This window comes from Anaerovibrio sp. JC8, assembly GCF_002100115.1.
In the GTDB taxonomy this organism is placed as follows: Bacteria; Bacillota; Negativicutes; order Selenomonadales; family Selenomonadaceae; genus Anaerovibrio.
In genome coordinates this window covers 139,968-161,339 of sequence record NZ_ANBM01000003.1, presented here as the reverse complement: position 1 = coordinate 161,339, position 21,372 = coordinate 139,968, and the positions used below count along the sequence as shown (strand labels likewise).

Sequence of the window (21,372 nt, the reverse complement as noted above, 5' to 3'; positions counted from 1 at the left end):
TGGCAGTCCTGCTGCAGCAGTTCTGCACCGGTTGTATGGTTTGTCGGGGGCAATGAATCAGGTATTTGTTTGTGCAGTAAGTAGTATGCTACATGGTACATCTTTTTAAATTGAGTAGTATGCTACATATTACGTACTGACATAAATATAATAAGGGGAAAAATCAAGTAGGAGGAATTAGAAATGTCAAAAGTAGGTTTTATTGGTCTGGGGATTATGGGAAAGCCAATGGTACGCAACCTTTTAAAGAAGGGGATTGAGACAACTGTTTATGATATTAATCAGGAAGCAGTGGAGCTTTTGGTCAAGGAGGGGGCAAAAGCCGGTACCAGCCCTAAGGAGACTGCCCAGGGACAGGATGTAGTTATCACCATGGTTCCTAACGGCAAAATTGTTGCCTCCCTGCTGAAGGGGGAGAATGGAATTCTTGAAGGCGTGTCAGCGGGGACTATTATTGCTGATATGAGCTCTGTAACTCCTGTTGAATCCAAGCAGTTTGCCGAATGGGCCAAGGAAAAGAACTGTGATTTCCTTGATTCACCTGTCAGCGGTGGTGAGCCCGGTGCCATCAATGCAACCCTGGCATTCATGATTGGCGGTGAGGAAGCCGTTGTTGCCAGAATGCGGGACGTATTTGATGCCATGGGAACCTCTGTTACTGTGGTGGGCCCAAATGGCAGTGGCTCAGTTACCAAGCTGGCCAACCAGATTATTGTTAATCTTAACATTGCCGCTGTTTCTGAGGCTTTGGTATTGGCACAGAAGGCTGGTGCTGATCCTAAGAAGGTATATGAAGCCATTCGTGGCGGATTGGCCGGCAGTGTGGTGCTTGATGCCAAGGCTCCTATGATGTACAGCCGCAACTTCAATCCGGGTGGTACCATTGCTATCAATTTGAAGGATATTACCAATGTCATGGATACGGCCAAGAGTCTTGAAGTGCCTCTTGTTCTTACCAGCGAATTGCAGCAGATTATGCTCAGCCTTAAGGCAAACGGTCATATTATGGACGATCACAGCGGTATAGTTCAGTTCTATGAGCATATATCCGGGGTCGAAGTAAAGACTGCTGAGTGATAGTGGGAGGACAGGAAATGGCCAAGGTTTTAAAAAGCGAGCTTTTTGCAAACATAAAGGAAATAGATGAGGAAAAGGTGGAGGCAGCATTACATGTTGCTTTGAAGGATTTTAACAAGAAAATTGTGGTTCTGGATGACGATCCTACCGGTGTACAAACTGTTCACGATATTTCAGTTTACACTGATTGGACAGAAGAAAGCATTGCGGCAGGTTTTGATGAAGCCAATTCAATGTTCTTTATTCTGACCAATTCCCGGGCTTTTTCTGCTGAATATACCAAAGAGCAGCACACTATTATGGCACAGCGCATAGCAGCAGAGGCCAAGAAGCGTAATCAGGGCTTTATGATTATCAGCCGCAGCGATTCAACTCTTCGGGGACACTATCCACTGGAGACTGAGACGTTGCGCAGGGTGGTGGAAGCTGAGGGAAGCCAGCCTATTGACGGTGAGGTATTGATGCCATTCTTCAAAGAGGGTGGGCGCTTTACCATTGGAAATGTCCATTATGTGCAGGAGGAGGAATATCTGACTCCGGCCGGGGAGACGGAATTTGCCAAGGATAAGACCTTCAGTTATACCAAGTCCAACATGGCTGAATATATTGAGGAAAAAACCAGGGGACAGTACACCAAGGATTCGGTTACCTGCATTTCTTTGGATGACTTAAGGGCCTTTGATGTGGAAAAAATCACTAATCAGCTGCTGGCAGTAAAGGATTTTAATAAGGTAATTGTTAATGCAGTTGATTATGTAGACGTCAAGGTATTTGCCCTTGCTCTTATAAAAGCCATGAACAAGGGAAAGAGCTTCATGTTCCGTACGGCGGCAGCATTTACCAAGGTTATCGGCGGCGTTTCCGATAAACCGCTGCTGACCAGGGAAGAGCTGGTTGCCTCCGGAAACAATAATGGTGGTCTTATTATCATTGGCTCCCATGTGCAGAAAACCACAAAGCAGTTTGAAGAGCTTCAAAAGAGTCTTTATGTAAAATGTATTGAATTTAATCATATGCTGGTTTTGGAGCCTGAGAAGCTGGAGGATGAACTGAAGCGGATTGTGGCTGAGGTGGAAAAGGATATTAAAAACGGTCAGACTGTGGCCGTCTATACCGGCCGTAAGCGGTTTGATGCCGGTTCTGAGGAAGAATCACTGCGGGTTTCTGTGAAGATTTCCGAGGCAATAACCAGTATAGTAAATCGTTTATCAATACAGCCTGGCTTCCTTATTGCCAAGGGGGGAATTACTTCCAGTGATGTGGGAACCAAGGGCCTGTCAGTAAAGCATGCAATGGTTATGGGACAGGTTGCTCCTGGCATTCCTGTCTGGAAGACCGGCAAGGAAAGCAAATTCCCTGATATGGCTTATGTTATATTCCCAGGTAATGTGGGAGCTGTTGATACTCTCCGCAAGGTTGTTGATATGCTCTGTACCAAATAATAGGAGGATATTGGTATGCTAATGAATTTGAAAGAAATCCTTCAGTTGGCCGAGGAAAAGAAGATGGCCATTGGTTCTTTCAATGTGTATAATGTGGAATCGGTTCAGGCTGTTATGGCGGCGGCCAGAAATACCCAATCTCCGGCTATTGTATCTTTTGGGGAAAGCTATGATAAGCATATGCCTTTGGAAGCGATGGCATCCATGTTCAGCTATTATGCAGCCCACTGCGAGCTGCCATTGGTTCTGCATCTGGACCATAGCAAGAAGCTGGAGACTATATTCCGGGCCTTAAAGGCAGGCTTTACTTCCATCATGTACGATGGCTCAGCCCTGCCGTTGGCAGAAAATATTGAGCAAAGCCGTTATGTGGCAGATATTGCCCATGGTATGGGAGCCAGTGTGGAGGGCGAGCTGGGATATATGAATCCGGAGGATGGTACACCGGCAGCAACGGGGGAGCAGGGGAGCTTCACTTCCGTGGCTGATGCCCGGCAATATTCCCGGACATCCGGGGCAGATGCTCTTGCAATAGCTATTGGCAATGCTCACGGAATATACAAGGGAGAGCCAAAGCTGGATTTTGGGCAGCTTGACAGTATAAATAAAGCTGTAGATATCCCATTGGTATTGCATGGCAGCTCCGGGATTCCGGATGAATTGCTTCGTAAGGCAATAGAATTGGGAATCAGAAAAATAAATATTAATACTGAGGTATCCACTACCGGAATAAAGGCTTCCCGCGAGTTCCTGGGGGCCAACACAGATGCCAACACACGCTTTGAAGCAATGACCAAGGCGGCTGAAAAGCAGATGACGGCTGTAGTGGAACAATATATGGATCTATTTAAGAGGGGCTAAACTGATAAAAAAGTGTATGGCTGTTAGGCGTAAGTCATATACCTTAATCCAAAAAAGAATTTTAAAGTAAGGGGGAGATTCTTTTGTTAATGGTTATTTTCTTAAGCGGCATTATTTTACTGATGCTGTTGATTATCAAGTTTAAGGTGAATCCATTTTTGGCATTAATTTTAACATCCTTGGTTATTGGTGTAGCGGCAGGGTTGCCTGTACCAAAAATTTTAAGCAGTGTGTCATCCGGCTTTGGTGGCACTTTGGGCGGAATAGGTATAGTAATTGCTTTAGGTATAATGCTGGGTGAGCTGTTGTATCAGACTGGTGGAACAGAAGAAATAGCAAGCCTGGCATTGAGGAAAATAGGTGTCAAAAATTCACCTTTGGCCATGGCCTTGACAGGCGTTATCGTTGCGATTCCGGTGTATTTTGACGCAGCATTCGTAATCCTTGTAAATCTTGCCCGTCAGTTATCTGAAAAAACCGGTATTCCTTTGGCAAGATTCGTAACAGCGTTGGGCGTTGGCCTTATTATTGGTCACTGTATAATCATTCCTACTCCGGGCCCAATGGCAGTTGCTGGAGCACTGAATGCTTCTGTAGGCTCGTTCGTTCTTTATTCCATCATTGTTGCCGTTCCGGCTGCCCTGGTGGGTGGTGTGCTCTATTCCAAGCTGACTGTAAAGCATTTTTTTCCTGAGCAGTGTGGTCATGAAAAGCAAAACATTGATTTATCCGAGGATTATGGACGGTCCAGTGAACATTGCTCCGGAACCTTGGCCATAATGCTGATACTGTTTCCTATTATTTTGATTTTGATTGGTACAGTTGCAGGGGCCGTTTTGGATAAGGAATCTACCCTGGGCATGATTTGTGCCTTTATCGGTGACAAGAATGTTGCCCTGTTCCTTGGTGTAGTTGTTGCATTGCTGACTCTGAAGAAATATTTTAAATCGCCGGCAGAAGAAATGATTACCGGTGCCGCCAGCCAGGCTGGTATGGTACTTTTGATTACCGGTGCAGGCGGCAGCTTTGGTGCACTTATCAATGCAACTGGTATCGGTGACTACATTGTTGCTACTATGCATGATTTTAATGTACCACTTATTATCCTTGGCTTTACACTGAGCCAGATTCTCCGTGCTGCTCAGGGTTCAGCTACTGTGGCACTTGTTACAACAGCAGCAATTGTTGCTCCATCCATTGAATCCATGGGTGCTTCTCCAATATTGGTAGGCTTGGCCATTTGCTGCGGCGGTGTTGGCTTATCCCTGCCAAATGACTCCGGCTTCTGGGTTATCAACCGTTTTTCCGGCTTTACTTTCCCACAAACCATGAAGGCATGGACCATAGGTGGTTTTGTGGCTGGCTTAACCGGCTTGGTTATTATTCTGATACTCAGTATGTTCCAGAATGTATTGCCAGGACTTATGTAGTAATCAGCTGATTATTTTCAGATAAGTCATTTTATATCCCATACTTTCAATATAATTGTCCCTACAAGATTTTGTGTAAAAGCCTTGTAGGGATGATTTATATTATGTATATTATTTATTGCAAAGATGTGATATAATAAACTACCTTAATCATGATATTAAAAAAAGGAGCGATATATATTGACTGAGAAATTACCTCATGTTGTTATAGTTGGTGCAGGCTTTGGCGGTGTTGCGGCCATGAAGGCCCTTAGGAATGTCAACGTAAGGATTACTCTGGTTGACAGAACTAATTATCATCTGTTCCAGCCACTTTTGTATCAGTTATCTACAGCGGTGCTTTCCACAGATGATATTTCCTTCCCGGTAAGAGCCATGTTCCGTAAGCGGAAAAATATGGATCTGTTTATGGCCAAGGCTACGGGAATTGACGGCAAAAATAAGATTCTTCACACCAACCACGGTGACATTTCCTATGATTACCTAATTGTGGCTGCCGGGGCTACCAATAATTTCTTTGGTATGAAAAACGTGGAGAAGTATTCCTACGGCATGAAAACCATTCAGGAGGCCCTGCATATCCGCAATCATGCCCTTCATATGTTTGAACGTGCCAATAAGCAGGAGGACAGTGAGGAAGAGCGTCGCAAGATGCTGACCTTTATCTGTGTTGGCGGCGGTCCGACCGGTGTAGAGGAAGCGGGAGCCTTGGCTGAGTTGGTGGCTGTGCAGAAGCTGGACTATCCTAACCTCAATTTCGATGAAGTAAGCATTAAGCTTATTGAGGCAACAGACAGGGTACTGCCGATGATGCCTGAAAAGCTTCAGAAATACACCTTGGATGTATTGCGGAAGAAGGGTGTTGAGGTTATGCTGAATACCCAGGTGGCAGACTGCAGTGAGGATGGCCTTACCCTCAAGGATGGTACCTTTATTCCAAGCAAGACCGTTATTTGGGCGGCTGGTGTCCGGGCCCATGATTTGGCATCAACCATTGGTGCCGAGTGTGACAGGGCAGGCCGTGTTATCGTGGAAAAGACTCTGCAGGTTCCTGGCTATCCGGAAATATTTGCCATCGGTGATAATGCCCACTTCCTGCAGGATGGCCGGCCATTGCCTACAGTGGCTCCTGTGGCCAATCAGGAGGCAAGGGCTGCAGTGGATAATATTATCCGCATGATCAAGGGCGAAAAGCTGCAGGAATTTGTGTACAAGGACTACGGCAGCATGGCCACAATTGGCCGCTGTGAGGCTGTTGTTTCCTGGGGGGCACTGAAAATTGGCGGCTTCCTGGCATGGGTTATCTGGATGTTCCTGCATCTCATGCGGCTTGAGGGGGCTCACGAGGATATCACCGTGGGCATCAAGTGGTTCTGGAACTTTATTTCCGGTGCCCGCCTTGGTCGTATAATAACCAACATTAAATTTGAAGAGCTTGAGAAATAATCCAACGCTCAATAAAAAATACCGTCGGTCCTGTTTTATGGACCGGCGGTACTTTTGTTATGTGCCATTTGCCTGGCAATCGATATTATCTTGAATAATAGAAGGGTGAAGTCACAAAATCCTTGTTAAGCTGTGGCTTTTGCTGTCCCAGCTCGTAGAGATTGTTGTATTGTATATCCACATGCAGCTGACGCTGCAGTGGTGTGGTGAGATATTTGTTGATAAAATCCCGCTGATTTATGTATTGGCTTACCTTGGTTACAAGTGGCAAAGCGGACACTTTTTTTATTTCCTTCATGATTTCACGGCCGCGGTCATCAAAGGCCAGCACCCGGCCATAGGTGACGCCGGTCCGTTCTGCTTCCGCTACCAGATCCTTCGTTAAATCCAACAGAATATAATTAACCAGCCTATTAATGCGGCTCCGCTGGTAACGCTTGCTCAGCAGGCTGTCCACAAACTCCGTCATGGTTGGGGCAGTGGCGGCTTCCATTAATTTATATTCCATTCCTTCGTTCATGGAATAAATCTCTGCCAGCTCCTTTGGACGGCTATTTAATAATTTTAGCTGTAGCGTAGGGTAGAGCCGGTTAAAGTCAGAAGGAGACAGGGAAATTAACTTATTATAGGTAGCCTCAGGAACCACGGACTGCAGTCTTTCCCTGATTTCCTGCGATATGCCGGCGGAGGTATCCGTTTCTGCTGCATTGGTCATCAGCTCCCTTATGGCAGTACCACTGGCAAAGCCGTTGGCTATCTCCGTGTCAGTATGACTGGTGCCTATACGCTGAATGGCCACCGGCTCCATGGAAGAGGAAAGATGCTTCAAGGCCTTAATATATTCTATGCCCAAAATGGTATTAGGCTCCTTGAAAATATCGACGTCAATGCCTGTTATACGGGACATAACCTGGGGCAGAGCACTGGCATAGGATTGTCCCTGCTTCATCATAAACTGCAGCTCAGCCCGATACAGGTCTATATCGATGGAGGCTGCCTTGCTCAGCTGTTCGATGTCTGGATATTCAGTGCTAAACACCAATCGGTCCACAACCCCCAGCTTATGGAGCAGTGATACACCGCCAAAGGCAAAGTGTTGGGCACTGCGGCCTGCGAATATGGCCGGAAGCTCCAGCACCAGATTGACGCCGTTCTCCACAGCCAATGCGGCCCGTTGCCACTTGTCCAATATAGGAGTCTCGCCACGCTGGGTCAGTCCGCCACTTATACAGGCCACGATACCGGTATCGTGGCCGTAAAGCTCCCGCACTTTGTTTATTTGATAGAGATGTCCATTGTGAAATGGATTGTATTCTGCAATTATTCCTGTAATCATAACCGTCACCGTAAAATATAATATTTCTTTAGTTATTTTAGCAGACTTACAAAAATAACTAAAGGAAATTTAAGACAAGGTGGGAAATGCCCTAAAGCTTTTGACGATGGGTATGATAGGTTATATAACTCGACATAAAATGTCGAGTTGAAACGCTGATTGGAATATTTTTCTTCTTTAAGAAGAAAAATATGAACAATTGCGTTATAATATAGTAGGTATACAAGGCAAGTTATGTCCCTGGGAGGTTTTTATATGAAGAAAAAAGTGGCTGTTGCCATGAGTGGCGGGGTAGATAGCTCTCTGGTCGCGACTCTTTTACAGGAGCAGGGCTATGAGGTTATCGGCATTACTATGCGGCTCAGTGATGAAGGCCGCGGCTTTTGCCTTTCGCCGGAGGCTGAGGCAGCAGCACTGGTTTCAGTTAAGGATGCTCAGCGGGTAGCGGAGCAGCTGGGCATTAGGCATTACGTGGCGGATTTTCGGGAGATGTTCCAAAACAAGGTTATTGATTACTTTTTGGATGAATATGCCCAAGGCCGTACACCAAATCCGTGTGTAGCCTGCAATCCTCAGATAAAGTTTGGTGCTCTTTTAAGTAAAGCCCAGGAGCTGGGGGCTGATTATTTTGCCACCGGTCACTATGCCCGGGTGAAGCAGGATGAAAATGGCCGCTACGGCCTTTATTGCGGAGTGGATAAGCATAAGGACCAGTCCTATGCCCTATATCGTGTAAAACAGGATGTTTTACAGCATATAATTTTGCCATTGGGCGAATTTACCAAGGTTAAAACCAGGGCACTGGCAGAAAAGTATGGTCTGGCAGTGGCCAAAAAGGCGGAAAGCCAGGAGGTCTGCTTTGTTCCGGATGATGATTACAAGGCTATGCTGCGTCGGTTCCGGCCTCAGTGCCTTAAGCCCGGTGATATTGTCCATGTGGATGGTACCGTATTAGGACACCATGAAGGGGTGCCACTTTATACCATAGGTCAGCGCAAGGGCTTGGGGATTGCATATCCGGAGCCTCTTTACGTGGTGAAGCTGGACATGGCAAAAAATCAGGTTGTGGTAGGGCCAAATCAGTCAGTATTTGCAGAAAGCCTTATAGCCGAAAACATGAATTGGCTGGCCTTTGATGAATTAACTGGACCTGTAAAGGTTAATGCCCGCATTCGCTACGGAGCCCGTGAGGGCTTGGGCACTGTGGCACCTCTGGAAAATGGCCGGGTTAAGGTCACCTTTGACAGCCCGCAGCGGGCCGTTACACCGGGGCAGTCCGTAGTATTCTACGACGGCGACCAGGTGGTAGGTGGCGGCATTATTGTCGAATAATGTGTCAGTTCACCATGAAAAGTAATGACAGCAATTATATTTTTTATATACAGTAAATAAAAGAGGAAGTGTCAGTATGAGCAGCTTTGCACGTTCTGTCAAGTATAGACTCTTGGCGATTTTGGCCGTTGTATTGGTGGCGGCCGCTGGAGGGGCCTGGTGGTATGCCACATATTATACCAACACCCCGGAGTATGCCTTAAAAATGATTCAGGAATGTGTTGAGAATCATGACAAGGACAAGATAAGAAAATACATCGATTTTGAGCACCTGCTGGATACCAGCAGCGACGCTCTGCTGGAAGGCTTGGTGGATGCCAACATTCCTGCGGTGGGAGATGCCAAGGATGCAGTCAGCAGCTTTACCCGTATGTTTAAGGCACCGGTCAGCATGAGCCTTCAGATGGCCATTGACAATTACGTGGAATATGGCCAGTGGACCAAGACCGGCAACAGTGAAGGGGCTGGCGGCATTGATGCCGATATGGTAGTGCAAAAATCCGGTATTGGATCCACCTCCTTCAGGGGGCTGGACAGTATGGCCGTGGATGGCGATAACGGTACTGCTGTGGCCAAGGTGCGGGTCTTCCAGGAGGAAGCCAACGAAGAATTTATTCTGGACATGGAATTTGTCAAAAAGGATAATGGGGGCTGGCAGCTTTATGAAATCACCAATTTAAAGGATTTCATTACCATGGTTAACCATTCCCGCCGTGATCACGTGAAGGTATATCTGGAACAGTCTGCGGCCATTATGACCAAGCATGATGCCAAGGTTATGTCTCTGGAGCAGGATGCCAGCAACATTCTTGGCAGCGGTTCTTTGGGCAGTGACGATACCCGTAAGGCATTGAAGAAGCTAATGCTGGATGGGGTAGTGCCGGAGTGGCAGGCCCGAAAAGGGGAGCTGGAGGATATGAATGTTCCAGCGGCTGCCGGTTCATTGCATAGACTTCGCATCAAAATCTGTGATTTACATATTGACTATGCCCAGGGCTATGCCAAGTGGATGGATGATAAAAACGCATCCACTATCCGCACGGCTGATGCTTCATTGAAGCAGGCCAAGACCCTGGAAAAGGAAGCGGAGCTTCTGACCCGCCAGGTTAATTCACATATTAAATAGCAAGTATGAATACAAGTAAGGATGATAGATTAAATGAGTGACAATTTGGATAAAACCCAGCCCATACCCCGGGTAACTGATGACATGGAGGACCAGAAGACTCAGCTGATTAATTACAATCAGGTGCGTCGTCTGGAGCCGGTTAATGTACGTCATCGTCACCAGGCCACTAATGGTCCTGGCCAATCCCATCATCAGCCACCTAATAATGGTATGCCGCCCAAACCACCTAAAAAAAGTGGTAAGGGCAAGCTGGTATTTACACTTTTACTGGCCTTCGTTGTGGCCATGATGGTGGGGCTGTTTATTTCCGGCTATGTCAGCGAGCAGACCTCCAGGGATGCCCAGCTGAAGACCCAGCAGGAAATATCCGAAAGGGATGCCCGTACTGCCGAGGGCAAGCAAAGTGATCTCAATTCCCAAAAGAAGCAGCTGGATCAGCGTATCAAGGATTTGGAAGCCCAGCAGCAGGCCGCAAAATCTGAGGCGGATAAGCTAAAGGGCAAAAATGAGCAGCTGAATAAGGACCAGAAGGACAAGTCCGGTGCCGAAAAGGTCTTTGATAAGCTGACTGGCAAGGAAGCCCAGGAGAAAAAGGATGCCCAGGCCTCAGCCAAGGAAGAGGAGAAGGCCCTCAGCAAGGTTGAGGAGCTGAACCGTTCCATTCAGGAGGCCAAGGAAACCTATGAGGAGGTAAACCGTCAGCTGGATGAGCTGGAAGCTATGCGCCAGAAGGCTATTCGTACCAAGGAGGAGGCTGAACGGGTTTATAATGAAAACAAGGGATTAATTGATACTATTGTTCATTATCTGGAGCAGGGTATCTCCCTTTTTAACCGTTAATGCTGCTGAATTGGCAACATGTCGGTTCGGTTTTTAAACAACATAAATATGGAGGTTTTTACATTGAAAAAGTATTTAGTATTGGCATTGTCTTTGATATGCGTATTTGCCCTGCTGGTAACTGGCTGTGGTCAGCAGCAGTCCAATAATAAGGAAATGCAGACCGTCACTGTTGGCGTTATGCCGGATATTGATTCCGTGCCAATCATCATTGCCCAGGAAAAGGGTTATTTTGCCGAGGAAGGCCTGAAGGTTGAGATTCAGCAGTTTAAGAGTGCCATGGACCGTGATGCAGCCCTGCAGAGCGGCAACCTTGATGGTGCTATTTCTGACCTGTTGGCAGTGGCATTTGCCAAGAGCGGTGGCTTTGATGTAAAGGTTACTGCTTATACTGATGGTGACTACAAGCTTATTGCCGGCAAGAATGAGGCCGTTTCCAGCCCTCGTGATCTGGTTGGCAAGGATGTGGCTGTATCCAAGAACACTATTATTGAGTATGTTACCGATCAGATTTCCGTGTCCCAGAACATGAAGGAAGACAGCATCAACAAGGTGGTTATTCCTCAGATTCCTACCCGTCTGGAAATGCTCCAGAACGGCAAGCTGGCAGCAGCTACTCTTCCGGAGCCAATGGGCAGCATCGCTGTAGCCAACGGCTGCAAGTTCATTACTGATTCTGAGCAGATGGGTATCAATCCTGGCGTTATGATGTTCACCGCCAAGGCTGTAGATAACAAGAAGGCTGAGCTTCAGGCTTTCTATCGTGCTTATAACAAGGCTGTTAAGTATCTTAATGAGCATCCTCAGGATGAATACATGGACCTGATTATCGAAAAGAGCGGTTTCCCTGCTGTTGCCAAGACTGCACTGAAGCTGCCTAAGTATCGTGAAGCTGGTCTGCCAAAGGAAAAGGACGTAGTGGACTGCATGAAGTGGATGAACAGCAAGGGCCTTATTAAGCAGGAGTTCTCCTACAAGGATCTGGTAGTGGATTTGCTTAAGTAATTCTTGTGTCATTTTTTAGCTATGATTAACATTGAAAATTTATCCGTAAATTACAAATCAGACAGCGATGTCTATACAGCCATTTCCGGCATTAATCTTACCATTCCCGCCGGGGGTACCCTGGCGGTTATTGGTCCTTCGGGCTGTGGCAAGTCCACCCTGTTAAAGGCCATTGCCGGCCTCATCCCCGAATATGAGGGAACTATTAAGATTAATGGGGAAGAGGTTAATCCGAAGAAGCAGACCATTGGCTTTATGCCACAGAATTATGGCCTGCTTCCTTGGCGTACCGTTATTGACAATATCCGTCTGGGGATGAAAATCAAGCGGGCACCGGAGCTTCTTGACCGCAAGGTATTGAAAAAGCTCATGCGCCAGCTGGGCATTGAGGGCCTTGGGCACCGTTATCCTACAGAGCTCAGTGGTGGTCAGCAGCAGCGGGTAGCCTTGGCCAGAGTGTTTGCACTCCAGCCTGATGTCCTCCTGATGGACGAGCCATTTTCTGCCCTGGATGCCATTACCAGGGAGGAAATGCAGGATATATTTTTAAAGCTATGGCAGAAAAACAACGTGGCTACCATATTTGTTACCCATTATGTGGAGGAGGCCCTGTATCTGGGACAGCGCATTGCGGTTCTGTCTGCCAGCTCCGGCAACATTAACCGCATTGTGGACAATCCACTGTTTGGGGGCAAGGATATACGACAAAATCCTGAGTTTTTTGAAATGAGCCTAAAGCTCAAGAATTCTATAAAGAAGGACTGGAATCAGGCATGGGAAAATTAGTGAGCGTATGGTATCTGCTGGCGGCGGTGGCCCTTACCATTATCTGGTTTGTGGTGGCCAAGGTGGTAGATTTACCAATTATTCCATCGCCGGTTCTGGTGGTGGAGAATCTGGCGGATATATTCATGAAATATATTGCCATTCATAGCCTATACAGCCTGTGGCGCATTGCTGCCGGGCTGCTGTTGGCCATTGCGGTGGGGCTGCCTCTGGGGGTTATCATGGGATACTTCCCGCAGACAGACAGATTTTTGGCCCCGGTGGTTTATTTAACATATCCAATTCCAAAGATTGCCCTGCTGCCTATACTTATGCTGTTGTTTGGCGTAGGGGAGCTTTCCAAGGTCTTTATGATATTTTTGATAATCGTGTTTCAGGTGGTGGTGGCTGTCCGGGACGGTATTCGGGCAATTCCCAACGAAACATATTATCCTCTTTATTCCCTTGGTGCCTCCTTTAAGGATATTTTCTTTGAGGTGCTGTGGCCGGCATCACTGCCAAAATTTATTACAGCCATCAGGGTAGCTTTGGCTACAGCCATTTCAGTGCTGTTCTTTACTGAGACCTTTGGCACCCAATATGGTATGGGATATTTTATTATGGATGCCTGGCTCAGGGTAAATTATTTGGAGATGTATTCCGGCATTGTAGTTCTTAGTCTTTTGGGACTTATTTTGTTTACTACTATCGATCTTATTGAAAGAAATGCTTGTCATTGGCAGTATAAATAGTATATAAATAAAGTATAAACATGGTGTGATAAGGCCTTTGGTCTGACAAATTTCTTATATTCTATGCAGTATAGCAACTATATACATATTTATATAGTTAATATAGTTATAGGAAAAAACAGAATAAAACGTATTAAGAGGGAGTTTTTTTTACCAAACAGTGAAGGGGGGAGAAGAGATGGCTGTTGAAGTAAAAAATGTGGTGGAGATTTTTGTTGATCAGTACCTCGACAAGACTTTGGACAGCATTCCCGGTGTCTGTCGCTGCGAGCAGTGCGTGGCCGACATCAAGGCAATTACATTGAATTCCATGAAGCCAAAGTATGTAAGCAGTTCCAGAGGTGAGGTGCTCAGCAAGCTGAAGGCTTTTGACCAGGGCAACCAGGTGGAGCTGTTGTGCATCGTAAAGAAAGCAGCGGACATGGTAATGACCAATCCACACCATGAGGTCGTAAAAAAGAAAGGCAATGTATTATAACGGTTTTACAATCAAAGAGAGGCCTATCGCAATGCGATAGGCCTCTTTCGTTAGCTTAGGATATATTAAGTTATATGGATATATTATCTGTTGTTCTTGAAGAATTCCAGTGCAACTGGTGGGAACAGTGCATAGGAGAGTACATCTTCATCAGAAGCGTTTGGATAACCCTTTTCAGCCAGCTCCTTCTTGAAGTCAGCTACCTTAGGCTCCTTGGCATCTGCTACAGCACAGTCAGTAATCATATCCTCAGGCTTAATCTTCATAGCCTCAAGAACTTCCTTCTTAACAGGCTTTGGAGTCTTACCAAACTTACCACGGGCCAGGTCCTTAACCTCATTAGGAACCATGGTGTAACGTGGCTGGCCGTTAGCCATCATGATTACGTTCATGGTAGCCATGGTACCAACAATCTGGGAAGATGGAGTTACAAGTGGTGGGAAGCCAAGATCTTCACGTACACGAGGCATCTCATCCAGCAGCTCCTGATACTTGTCAGCAGCACCCATTTCCTTAAGCTGGTTTACCATGTTGGAAAGCATACCACCTGGAATCTGGAAATCCAATACCTTTGGATTAACATCGAAGTAACCAGGGAGATTGAACTCCTTCATGATTTCCTTCTTAACGCCCAGGAAGTGCTTAGCGATAGGCTCCATAACCTGACGGTCAAGCTTGGTGTCTCTCTCCAGGCCTTCCAGAGTAGCAATCATTGTCTCAGTACAAGGCTGGGAAGTATCGTTTGCCAGTGGGGACAGAGCACAGTCAATAATATCTACGCCTGCCTCAATGGCCTTCAAATAAGTCATGGAACCGAAACCGGAAGTATAGTGAGTATGAAGTTCGATAGGGAGGCCAACCTGTTCTTTCAGCTTTTTAACCAGATCCTCGGCTACATAAGGCTTCAACAGGCCGGACATATCTTTGATACAGATGGAGTGAACACCCATCTTCTTCAGCTCTTTTGCCAGATCAACGAAGGTCTGGTTGGTATGGAATGGGCTGATGGTATATACGAGACAGCCCTGTACATGTGGCTTCTCCTTTGCCTTCAGAGCTGCATCAATTGCAGTGCGGAGATTAGTTACATCGTTCAGTGCATCGAAAATACGGAATACGCCGACACCGTGCTCGGATGCTTTATTAACGAAAGCTCTTACTACATCATCAGAGTAGTGGTTGTAGCCCAACAGATTCTGTCCACGGAGCAGCATCTGAATAGGAGTCTTTTTGAGATGAGCCTTAAGAGTATCAAGGCGCTCCCATGGATCCTCATTCAAGAAACGCAGACAGCTATCAAAAGTTGCACCGCCCCAGGCTTCCAGCGCATTGTAGCCAATGTTGTCCAGAGCCTCTAACTGAGGAAGCATCTGACCAATGCGCATGCGGGTTGCCAACAGTGACTGATGGGCGTCACGGAGAACGGTTTCAGTAATTTTTACTGGATTCGACATATTATAACATCTCCTTAAAAATATAATATTAAATTCCCCGAAATATACTGCTTATCCCCTATAAGCAATCTTTAATTCAAGTATAAGTTGTATGATAAATTTTGTCAAACAAATTAATACCAATTAATGCCTCTTAATACTAAATCAGTGCTGCTGATTTTTAGGGAGCTCGTCAACGATTTCAATATTATCCAAAACGGACTTCATGTTTTCACGGAAGCTCACCAAATAAGCCTGACGAAGCTCAGTCTGGCGCTCCTTTTCTTCAGGTGTCAGCCCCGCAGAGCGTTGCTTTCTGGCCAATGCGTTTATCTCATCTATCAATTCCTTGGTAATCATGTTGCCTCCTAATTAAAATATATGTCGAATCAGATACTGCAATATTATAACGCAAATGTTCATATTTTTCCATTTTATGGAAAAATATTCCTAGGGGCGTTTCAACGAGGCGGGAAATATCTTTTGCCTAGTTATAACGCAAATGTTCATATTTTTCCATTTATGGATAAATATTTCTCCTCGTTTTAGTCGTGGCATCAACTAATGGAAATTTGCCTACTGTAAGTTTAAGAAATGTGTTAATTAATAATCAAAGTTATGGTATAATTATGAAATACTGTAAAGATTACATTGCAGCAAAATATCGGTTAAAGGGAGAGAATACAATTATGAAATTAGTAGTAACTATCTTTGGAAAAGACCAGGTGGGCATTATTGCCAATGTAAGCAATATTCTGGCTGCCAAGAAGGTAAATATTACCAGTGTAAACCAGAATATCGTGGATGGCTTTTTTAACATGATTATGATGGCTGAACTTACCGATTCATCAGTAAAATTAGCAGACATTCAGAAGGAGCTTAAAGACAAGGGGCAGGAAATGAATCTTGAAATCAAGGTTCAGAATCAGGAAATCTTTAACATTATGCATAATGTATAATTAATGTAATCTGTTTAAGCTGAAAGTAAGTTTTTGGGCATTTTGGAGGTCTGTTTAGTGATTACAATTGACAATATCTTGGAAACAAACCGTATGATTACGGAAAATAAGCTGGATGTACGTACCATTACCATGGGTATCTCCCTCCGTGATTGTGCTCATCCCAATATTAATCAGTTCTGCAAGAATGTATATGACAAAATCACCAAGAGTGCTGAGTTTCTGGTAAAGACCGGTGAGGATATCGAGGCTCAGTATGGTATTCCTATTATTCATAAACGTATTTCTGTAACTCCTATTGCTATAGCAGCTGAGGCCTGCGAGACGGATTCCTATGTTCCGGTGGCTGAGACTCTGGACAAGGCTGCAAAAGAGGTTGGCGTAAACTTTATCGGTGGCTTCTCCGCCTTGGTGGACAAGGGCTTTACCAAGGGCGACAAGATTCTTATTGATTCCATTCCTCAGGCTCTGTCTACCACTGATGTAGTGTGCTCCTCCGTGAATCTTGGCTCCACCAAGGCCGGTATCAATATGGACTGCGTGCGCCAGATGGGTGAGGTCATTAAGCGTACTGCTGAGCTTACCCGGGATCAGGATGCCCTGGGCTGTGCCAAGCTGGTGGTATTTTGCAATGCCCCGGGGGATAATCCGTTTATGGCCGGTGCTTTCCATGGCGTTAACGAGGCAGAGAAGGTTGTCAGCGTAGGTGTCAGCGGCCCTGGCGTTGTTAAGCACGCCCTTGAGGATATTAAGGGGGCAGACTTCACTGAGGTGGCTGAGACCATTAAAAAGACTGCCTTTAAGATTACCCGTGTAGGCCAGCTGGTGGCCCGTGAGGCTTCCCGTCGTCTGGGAGTGCCTTTTGGCATCATTGATCTGTCCTTGGCTCCGACTCCTGCCGTTGGTGATTCCGTTGCCAACGTACTGGAGGAAATGGGTCTGGAGCGTTGCGGTGCTCCGGGTACTACCGCAGCCCTGGCTCTCCTCAATGACGCAGTAAAGAAGGGCGGACTTATGGCATCATCCCATGTTGGTGGCCTTTCCGGCGCCTTTATTCCGGTAAGTGAGGATCAGGGCATGATTGAGGCTATTGAGTGCGGCTCTCTGTCCATTGAAAAGCTGGAGGCCATGACCTGCGTATGCTCCGTTGGTCTGGATATGATTGCTGTGGAAGGAGATACCACTGCTGCCACAATTTCCGGCATTATCGCCGATGAGGCTGCTATTGGTATGATTAATAACAAGACAACTGCTGTCCGCATTATTCCGGTTCCTGGCAAAAAGGTGGGGGACAGCGTGGAATTTGGCGGTCTGTTGGGCCGTTGCCCTATCGTCAAGGTACGCAATAGCTGGAGCTCCGATGCCTTTATTGCCAGAGGCGGACGAATTCCGGCACCATTGCGCAGTCTTACCAATTGATGTTGATAATGAGCTGATACTATGCGCGTAACCAAGAAAATAAAAGAACAGCAACTTAATATTTTGGGGGAGCTTTATAAGGACACCAAGCCTGCCCTTAAATTCAAGAATCCCTTTGAACTGCTGATAGCCGTTATTCTCTCTGCTCAATGTACGGATCAGCGGGTGAATATTACCACCGCCCGCCTGTTTAAAAAGGCTCCTGATGCCCAGTCCATTGTGGATATGGGAATCGGGGCCCTGGAGCAGGAGATAAAGGACTGTGGCTTGTTTCGGAATAAGGCCAAAAATATTATGGCCACCTGCAAGACCTTGGTGGAGCAGTATGACGGTGAAGTGCCATCTGATTATGACACCTTGCTGGAGCTCCCGGGTGTGGGCCGTAAAACCGCCAATGTGGTTACCAGTATTGCCTTCAACCGCCCGGCCATAGCGGTGGATACCCATGTGTTTCGGGTGGCCAACCGTCTGAAGCTGGCGGTGGGTGATACACCATTAAAGGTGGAGGAGGGGCTTATGAAGGCCATTCCTAAGGATAACTGGTCTGCAGCTCATCATTGGCTTATTTGGCATGGCCGGAGGCTCTGCAAGGCCCGCAAGCCCCTTTGTGGGGAGTGTCCTCTGAATGAGCTCTGTCCCAGCCGTGAATCGTAGTTAATATATTATATTTTGATACCCTTTTTGGAGTGAAATGAATTGATTTATCGCAAGGCAAAATTTATTGATATAGAAGCAATATATGAGTTGGTAAACCATTACGCCGACGAGGGCCTTATGCTGGCCCGGTCCCGTAACGCCCTTTATGAGTCCCTTCGGGATATGATAGTGGCTGTAGATGAGAAGGACGGTATTGTTGGTGTAGGCGGCTTGCACATTACATGGGAAAATATGGCGGAAATCCGTTCATTGGCGGTGGACCCTGGCCATAGCCGGCGGGGCATAGGACGGGAAATAGTCCGTGGCCTCATTGAGGAAGGCAAGGAGCTGGGTATTACCGATGTTTTCACATTGACATATCAGGACCAGTTCTTCCAGAAATGTGGCTTTGCTGAAATTACCAAGGATCAGCTGCCGCACAAAATCTGGAAGGAATGTATTGATTGTCCAAAGTTTCCTAACTGCAACGAAATTGCCATGCTATACCGTGTATAAGGCATTGTGTAGCATTTATCAATATTTGTTTATATACTACTTGACACAAATATGTCATATAGCTATAATAAAGCACATGAAGTGTAAACAATGTTCATATTGAAAAAGCATTGAGCGGGAGAAGTAATCAGCAGACCCTTCCAGAGAGCTGTGGGTTGGTGCAACACAGCAGGAGAACCTGACGAAATACACCCGTGAGCTGCAGGCTGAACCCATCATTAGGTGTGTAGGCTTTGCCGGAGGCCCCCGTTACCAAGGGCTAGGGTATGTTAGTACCTGACGAGAGTGGCTTGCCAAGGCAAGCAGGGTGGTACCGCGAGTTAGACTCGTCCCTGTTACAGGGGCGAGCTTTTTTATTTGGTTTTATATTTTATGGTTTATCTTTTGGATTTATAGTTTTGTAGGAGGTAATAGTTATGATTATTGTAATGGCACCAGGTTCAACCGAAGCGGATTTAGAGCGGGTAAAAACGAAAATAAAGAATGAGGGTCTTGAATATCATCTGTCCACTGGTACATCCCGTACCATCGTAGGTGTTATCGGTGACAAAAAGGCCATCAGCGAGCTGGAAATGCACTGTGCTCTGCCGGGTGTGGAAAAAACTGTCCGCATTACTGAAAAATACAAGCTGGTCAGCCGCGAATTCAAGGGTGAGGACTCCATTATTGATGTAGGCGGCGTGAAAATCGGCGGTGGCAATCCTGTTGTTATGGCCGGTCCTTGCGCCGTTGAGAGCATGGATCAGCTGATGGAGGCTGCCAAGGCTGTTGCCGATGGCGGAGCCCAGTTCCTGCGGGGTGGTGCTTATAAGCCCCGGACTTCCCCTTACGATTTCCAGGGCATGGCCGAGGATGGCCTGCAGATGCTCCGGAAGGCCGCTGATAAGTACAATTTAAAGGTTGTAACTGAGGTGCTGGACCAGCGTACTGTGGAGGAAGTGGCCCGCTATGCTGATGTGCTTCAGATAGGTGCCCGCAATATGCAGAACTTCCAGCTTTTGAAGGAAGTGGGCCGTGCCGGCCGTCCGGTTCTCCTGAAGCGGGGCCTCTGTGCAACCATCAAGGAATGGCTCAATGCCGCTGAGTACGTTATGAGCTCCGGCTGTGATGATGTAATTTTCTGTGAGCGTGGTATTCGTACTTATGAAACCTACACCAGAAATACCCTGGACCTCAGTGCTGTAGTGGCAGTCAAGGAGCTGTCCCATTTGCCTATTATCGTTGACCCTAGCCATGGCACTGGCCGTCGCAGCATGGTAAGTCCAATGGCCAAGGCGGCTATTGCAGCCGGGGCAGATGGTCTTATTATCGAGGTACATCCACATCCTGAGGTGGCCCTCTGTGATGGTGACCAGTCTCTGACTCCGGAGGAATTTAAAAAGGTAATGGCTGAAATTAAGCGTATGTCCGCCATTTTGAGGGAGGAATAATTAATGGCCAAGTTAAATCTTGCCATAATCGGTGTAGGTCTTATAGGTGGTTCTCTGGGGCTTTGCCTAAAGGACAAAATGGGAGATGACATTTACATAACTGGTCAGTGCCGTACCCAGGAGTCCATGGATAAGGCCATGGAAATGGGGGCCGTTGATTTTGCTTCCAGCGATCTGGAGGCAGTGGTGAAGGATGCAGATGTGATCTTCCTCAGTACCCCGGTGCTTCAGATGGTGCCTATGGTGGAGAAAATGCTGCCATTCCTGAAAAGTGGGGCCATCATTACAGATGCGGGCAGTACCAAGCAGTTTATCTGGCATAGCCTGAAGGAAATTCTGCCACCGGATATCTATTATGTTGCGGGGCATCCAATGACAGGCCGTGAAATGAGTGGTGTCACTGCTGCCAAGAAGGATTTATTTGTCAATAAATGCTATGTAATAGTGGAAAATACCGGGACTCCTAAAGAGGCCACCGATAAGATTTGTGATTTGGTAAGACTTACCGGGGCGGATTTGGAAACCCTGGATATTGCCCAGCATGACCGTTGCGCTTCAGTTATCAGCCATATACCTCATGTAGCCGCTGCGGCGTTGGTAACCCTGTTGAATCGCAGCCACGGCGATATGGCCGCCTGCCTCAAGCTGGCCGGCGGTGGATTTAAGGATACTACCCGTATTGCATCCTCCAACGCCGATATGTGGGCGGATATCTGCATGACCAATCAGGAGGCCATCACCAACCATCTGAAGCTCCTGCAGGGCATTTTGGCTGAGGTAATAGTGGCCATAGAAAGCGGTGACCGCCAGGCTGTTCATGATTATTTCGCCGATTCCAAGAAGCGCCGTGACAGCATTTTGGAACAGACAAAAAATATGTATGAGCTAATTTAATATAAAAGGAGAAGAATTAATTTTGATTCTTCTCCTTATTTATTTGAAAGTTTTCCATAATGCCTTAATAAATTAATGGATTATCATTTATTATTAACGAATAATAATTATTAACATGACTGTTGATATATGGTATGATAGTATTGACTTTGTATGGAAAAATAATAATTGTTATTAATTGATGCGGATTAG

21 protein-coding genes and 1 other annotated feature are annotated in these 21,372 nt (G+C 46.4%); of the genes, 18 read left to right on the top strand and 3 right to left on the bottom strand.

What is annotated here, in order from left to right:
• Nucleotides 1-183: 183 nt before the first annotated feature.
• The 5 genes from garR to D081_RS03745 all read left to right on the top strand — a co-directional run bounded on the left by garR (nt 184) and on the right by D081_RS03745 (nt 6,256).
• Nucleotides 184-1,077 (top strand): 2-hydroxy-3-oxopropionate reductase, encoded by an 894-nt coding sequence (gene garR / locus D081_RS03765; protein ID WP_085022798.1) that lies wholly within the window; start codon nt 184-186, stop codon nt 1,075-1,077.
• Between the two features lie 17 nt (nt 1,078-1,094).
• The gene (locus D081_RS03760; RefSeq protein ID WP_085022797.1) at nt 1,095-2,519 is read left to right on the top strand and encodes a four-carbon acid sugar kinase family protein; all 1,425 of its coding nucleotides are present in this window, start codon (nt 1,095-1,097) and stop codon (nt 2,517-2,519) included.
• A gap of 15 nt (nt 2,520-2,534) precedes the next feature.
• Nucleotides 2,535-3,380: a class II fructose-bisphosphate aldolase gene (locus D081_RS03755; protein ID WP_085022796.1), complete on the top strand. Its 846-nt coding sequence runs from the start codon at nt 2,535-2,537 to the stop codon at nt 3,378-3,380.
• Between the two features lie 89 nt (nt 3,381-3,469).
• Nucleotides 3,470-4,810 (top strand): GntP family permease, encoded by a 1,341-nt coding sequence (locus tag D081_RS03750; protein WP_085022900.1) that lies wholly within the window; start codon nt 3,470-3,472, stop codon nt 4,808-4,810.
• A gap of 180 nt (nt 4,811-4,990) precedes the next feature.
• On the top strand, nt 4,991-6,256 hold the full coding sequence (locus D081_RS03745) for an NAD(P)/FAD-dependent oxidoreductase (protein ID WP_085022795.1): 1,266 nt from the start codon (nt 4,991-4,993) through the stop codon (nt 6,254-6,256).
• A gap of 85 nt (nt 6,257-6,341) precedes the next feature.
• Here D081_RS03745 and D081_RS03740 read toward each other — a convergent pair whose 3' ends face one another.
• Complete coding sequence (locus D081_RS03740) at nt 6,342-7,592, bottom strand: nucleotidyltransferase family protein (protein ID WP_085022794.1); 1,251 nt, start codon at nt 7,590-7,592, stop codon at nt 6,342-6,344.
• A 255-nt stretch (nt 7,593-7,847) separates the two neighbouring features.
• On the opposite strand from D081_RS03740, the gene mnmA reads away from it, so the two are divergent.
• From mnmA to D081_RS03705, 7 genes are all read left to right on the top strand, one after another.
• A complete protein-coding gene (gene mnmA / locus D081_RS03735; protein WP_085022793.1) occupies nt 7,848-8,924 on the top strand; it encodes a tRNA 2-thiouridine(34) synthase MnmA in 1,077 nt (358 codons plus the stop codon).
• A 76-nt stretch (nt 8,925-9,000) separates the two neighbouring features.
• Nucleotides 9,001-10,050 (top strand): DUF2939 domain-containing protein, encoded by a 1,050-nt coding sequence (locus tag D081_RS03730; RefSeq protein WP_085022792.1) that lies wholly within the window; start codon nt 9,001-9,003, stop codon nt 10,048-10,050.
• Between the two features lie 33 nt (nt 10,051-10,083).
• On the top strand, nt 10,084-10,893 hold the full coding sequence (locus tag D081_RS03725; protein WP_085022791.1) for a hypothetical protein: 810 nt from the start codon (nt 10,084-10,086) through the stop codon (nt 10,891-10,893).
• 63 nt (nt 10,894-10,956) lie between these two features.
• Nucleotides 10,957-11,898: an ABC transporter substrate-binding protein gene (locus tag D081_RS03720; RefSeq protein WP_233127414.1), complete on the top strand. Its 942-nt coding sequence runs from the start codon at nt 10,957-10,959 to the stop codon at nt 11,896-11,898.
• 21 nt (nt 11,899-11,919) lie between these two features.
• Nucleotides 11,920-12,684, top strand: coding sequence for an ABC transporter ATP-binding protein (locus tag D081_RS03715; RefSeq protein ID WP_085022790.1), 765 nt, complete (start codon nt 11,920-11,922; stop codon nt 12,682-12,684).
• Nucleotides 12,672-13,415 (top strand): ABC transporter permease, encoded by a 744-nt coding sequence (locus D081_RS03710; protein ID WP_085022789.1) that lies wholly within the window; start codon nt 12,672-12,674, stop codon nt 13,413-13,415. Before D081_RS03715 ends, D081_RS03710 begins: the two co-directional genes overlap by 13 nt.
• 178 nt (nt 13,416-13,593) lie before the next feature.
• Nucleotides 13,594-13,893 (top strand): late competence development ComFB family protein, encoded by a 300-nt coding sequence (locus tag D081_RS03705; protein ID WP_085022788.1) that lies wholly within the window; start codon nt 13,594-13,596, stop codon nt 13,891-13,893.
• An 83-nt stretch (nt 13,894-13,976) separates the two neighbouring features.
• Here the strand turns inward: D081_RS03705 and D081_RS03700 are convergent, their stop codons facing one another.
• Both D081_RS03700 and D081_RS03695 read right to left on the bottom strand, forming a co-directional pair.
• On the bottom strand, nt 13,977-15,347 hold the full coding sequence (locus D081_RS03700; protein WP_085022787.1) for a pyruvate carboxylase subunit B: 1,371 nt from the start codon (nt 15,345-15,347) through the stop codon (nt 13,977-13,979).
• Nucleotides 15,348-15,491: 144 nt separating this feature from the next.
• Complete coding sequence (locus D081_RS03695; protein ID WP_085022786.1) at nt 15,492-15,686, bottom strand: DUF896 domain-containing protein; 195 nt, start codon at nt 15,684-15,686, stop codon at nt 15,492-15,494.
• A 329-nt stretch (nt 15,687-16,015) separates the two neighbouring features.
• Between D081_RS03695 and D081_RS03690 the strand changes: the two genes are divergently transcribed.
• From D081_RS03690 to D081_RS03665, 6 genes are all read left to right on the top strand, one after another.
• Nucleotides 16,016-16,285 (top strand): ACT domain-containing protein, encoded by a 270-nt coding sequence (locus D081_RS03690; protein WP_085022785.1) that lies wholly within the window; start codon nt 16,016-16,018, stop codon nt 16,283-16,285.
• A 57-nt stretch (nt 16,286-16,342) separates the two neighbouring features.
• Nucleotides 16,343-17,704 carry a PFL family protein gene (locus D081_RS03685; RefSeq protein ID WP_085022784.1) on the top strand — a complete coding sequence of 454 codons (1,362 nt, stop codon included), beginning with the start codon at nt 16,343-16,345 and terminating at the stop codon, nt 17,702-17,704.
• Nucleotides 17,705-17,725: 21 nt separating this feature from the next.
• Nucleotides 17,726-18,358: an endonuclease III gene (gene nth, locus D081_RS03680; RefSeq protein ID WP_085022783.1), complete on the top strand. Its 633-nt coding sequence runs from the start codon at nt 17,726-17,728 to the stop codon at nt 18,356-18,358.
• Between the two features lie 42 nt (nt 18,359-18,400).
• Nucleotides 18,401-18,856 (top strand): N-acetyltransferase, encoded by a 456-nt coding sequence (locus D081_RS03675; protein WP_085022782.1) that lies wholly within the window; start codon nt 18,401-18,403, stop codon nt 18,854-18,856.
• A gap of 101 nt (nt 18,857-18,957) precedes the next feature.
• Nucleotides 18,958-19,193 (top strand) — a binding site (T-box leader).
• 79 nt (nt 19,194-19,272) lie between these two features.
• Nucleotides 19,273-20,286: a 3-deoxy-7-phosphoheptulonate synthase gene (aroF, locus tag D081_RS03670; RefSeq protein ID WP_085022781.1), complete on the top strand. Its 1,014-nt coding sequence runs from the start codon at nt 19,273-19,275 to the stop codon at nt 20,284-20,286.
• 3 nt (nt 20,287-20,289) lie between these two features.
• The gene (locus D081_RS03665) at nt 20,290-21,180 is read left to right on the top strand and encodes a prephenate dehydrogenase/arogenate dehydrogenase family protein (RefSeq protein ID WP_085022780.1); all 891 of its coding nucleotides are present in this window, start codon (nt 20,290-20,292) and stop codon (nt 21,178-21,180) included.
• The last annotated feature ends 192 nt before the right edge of the window (nt 21,181-21,372 follow it).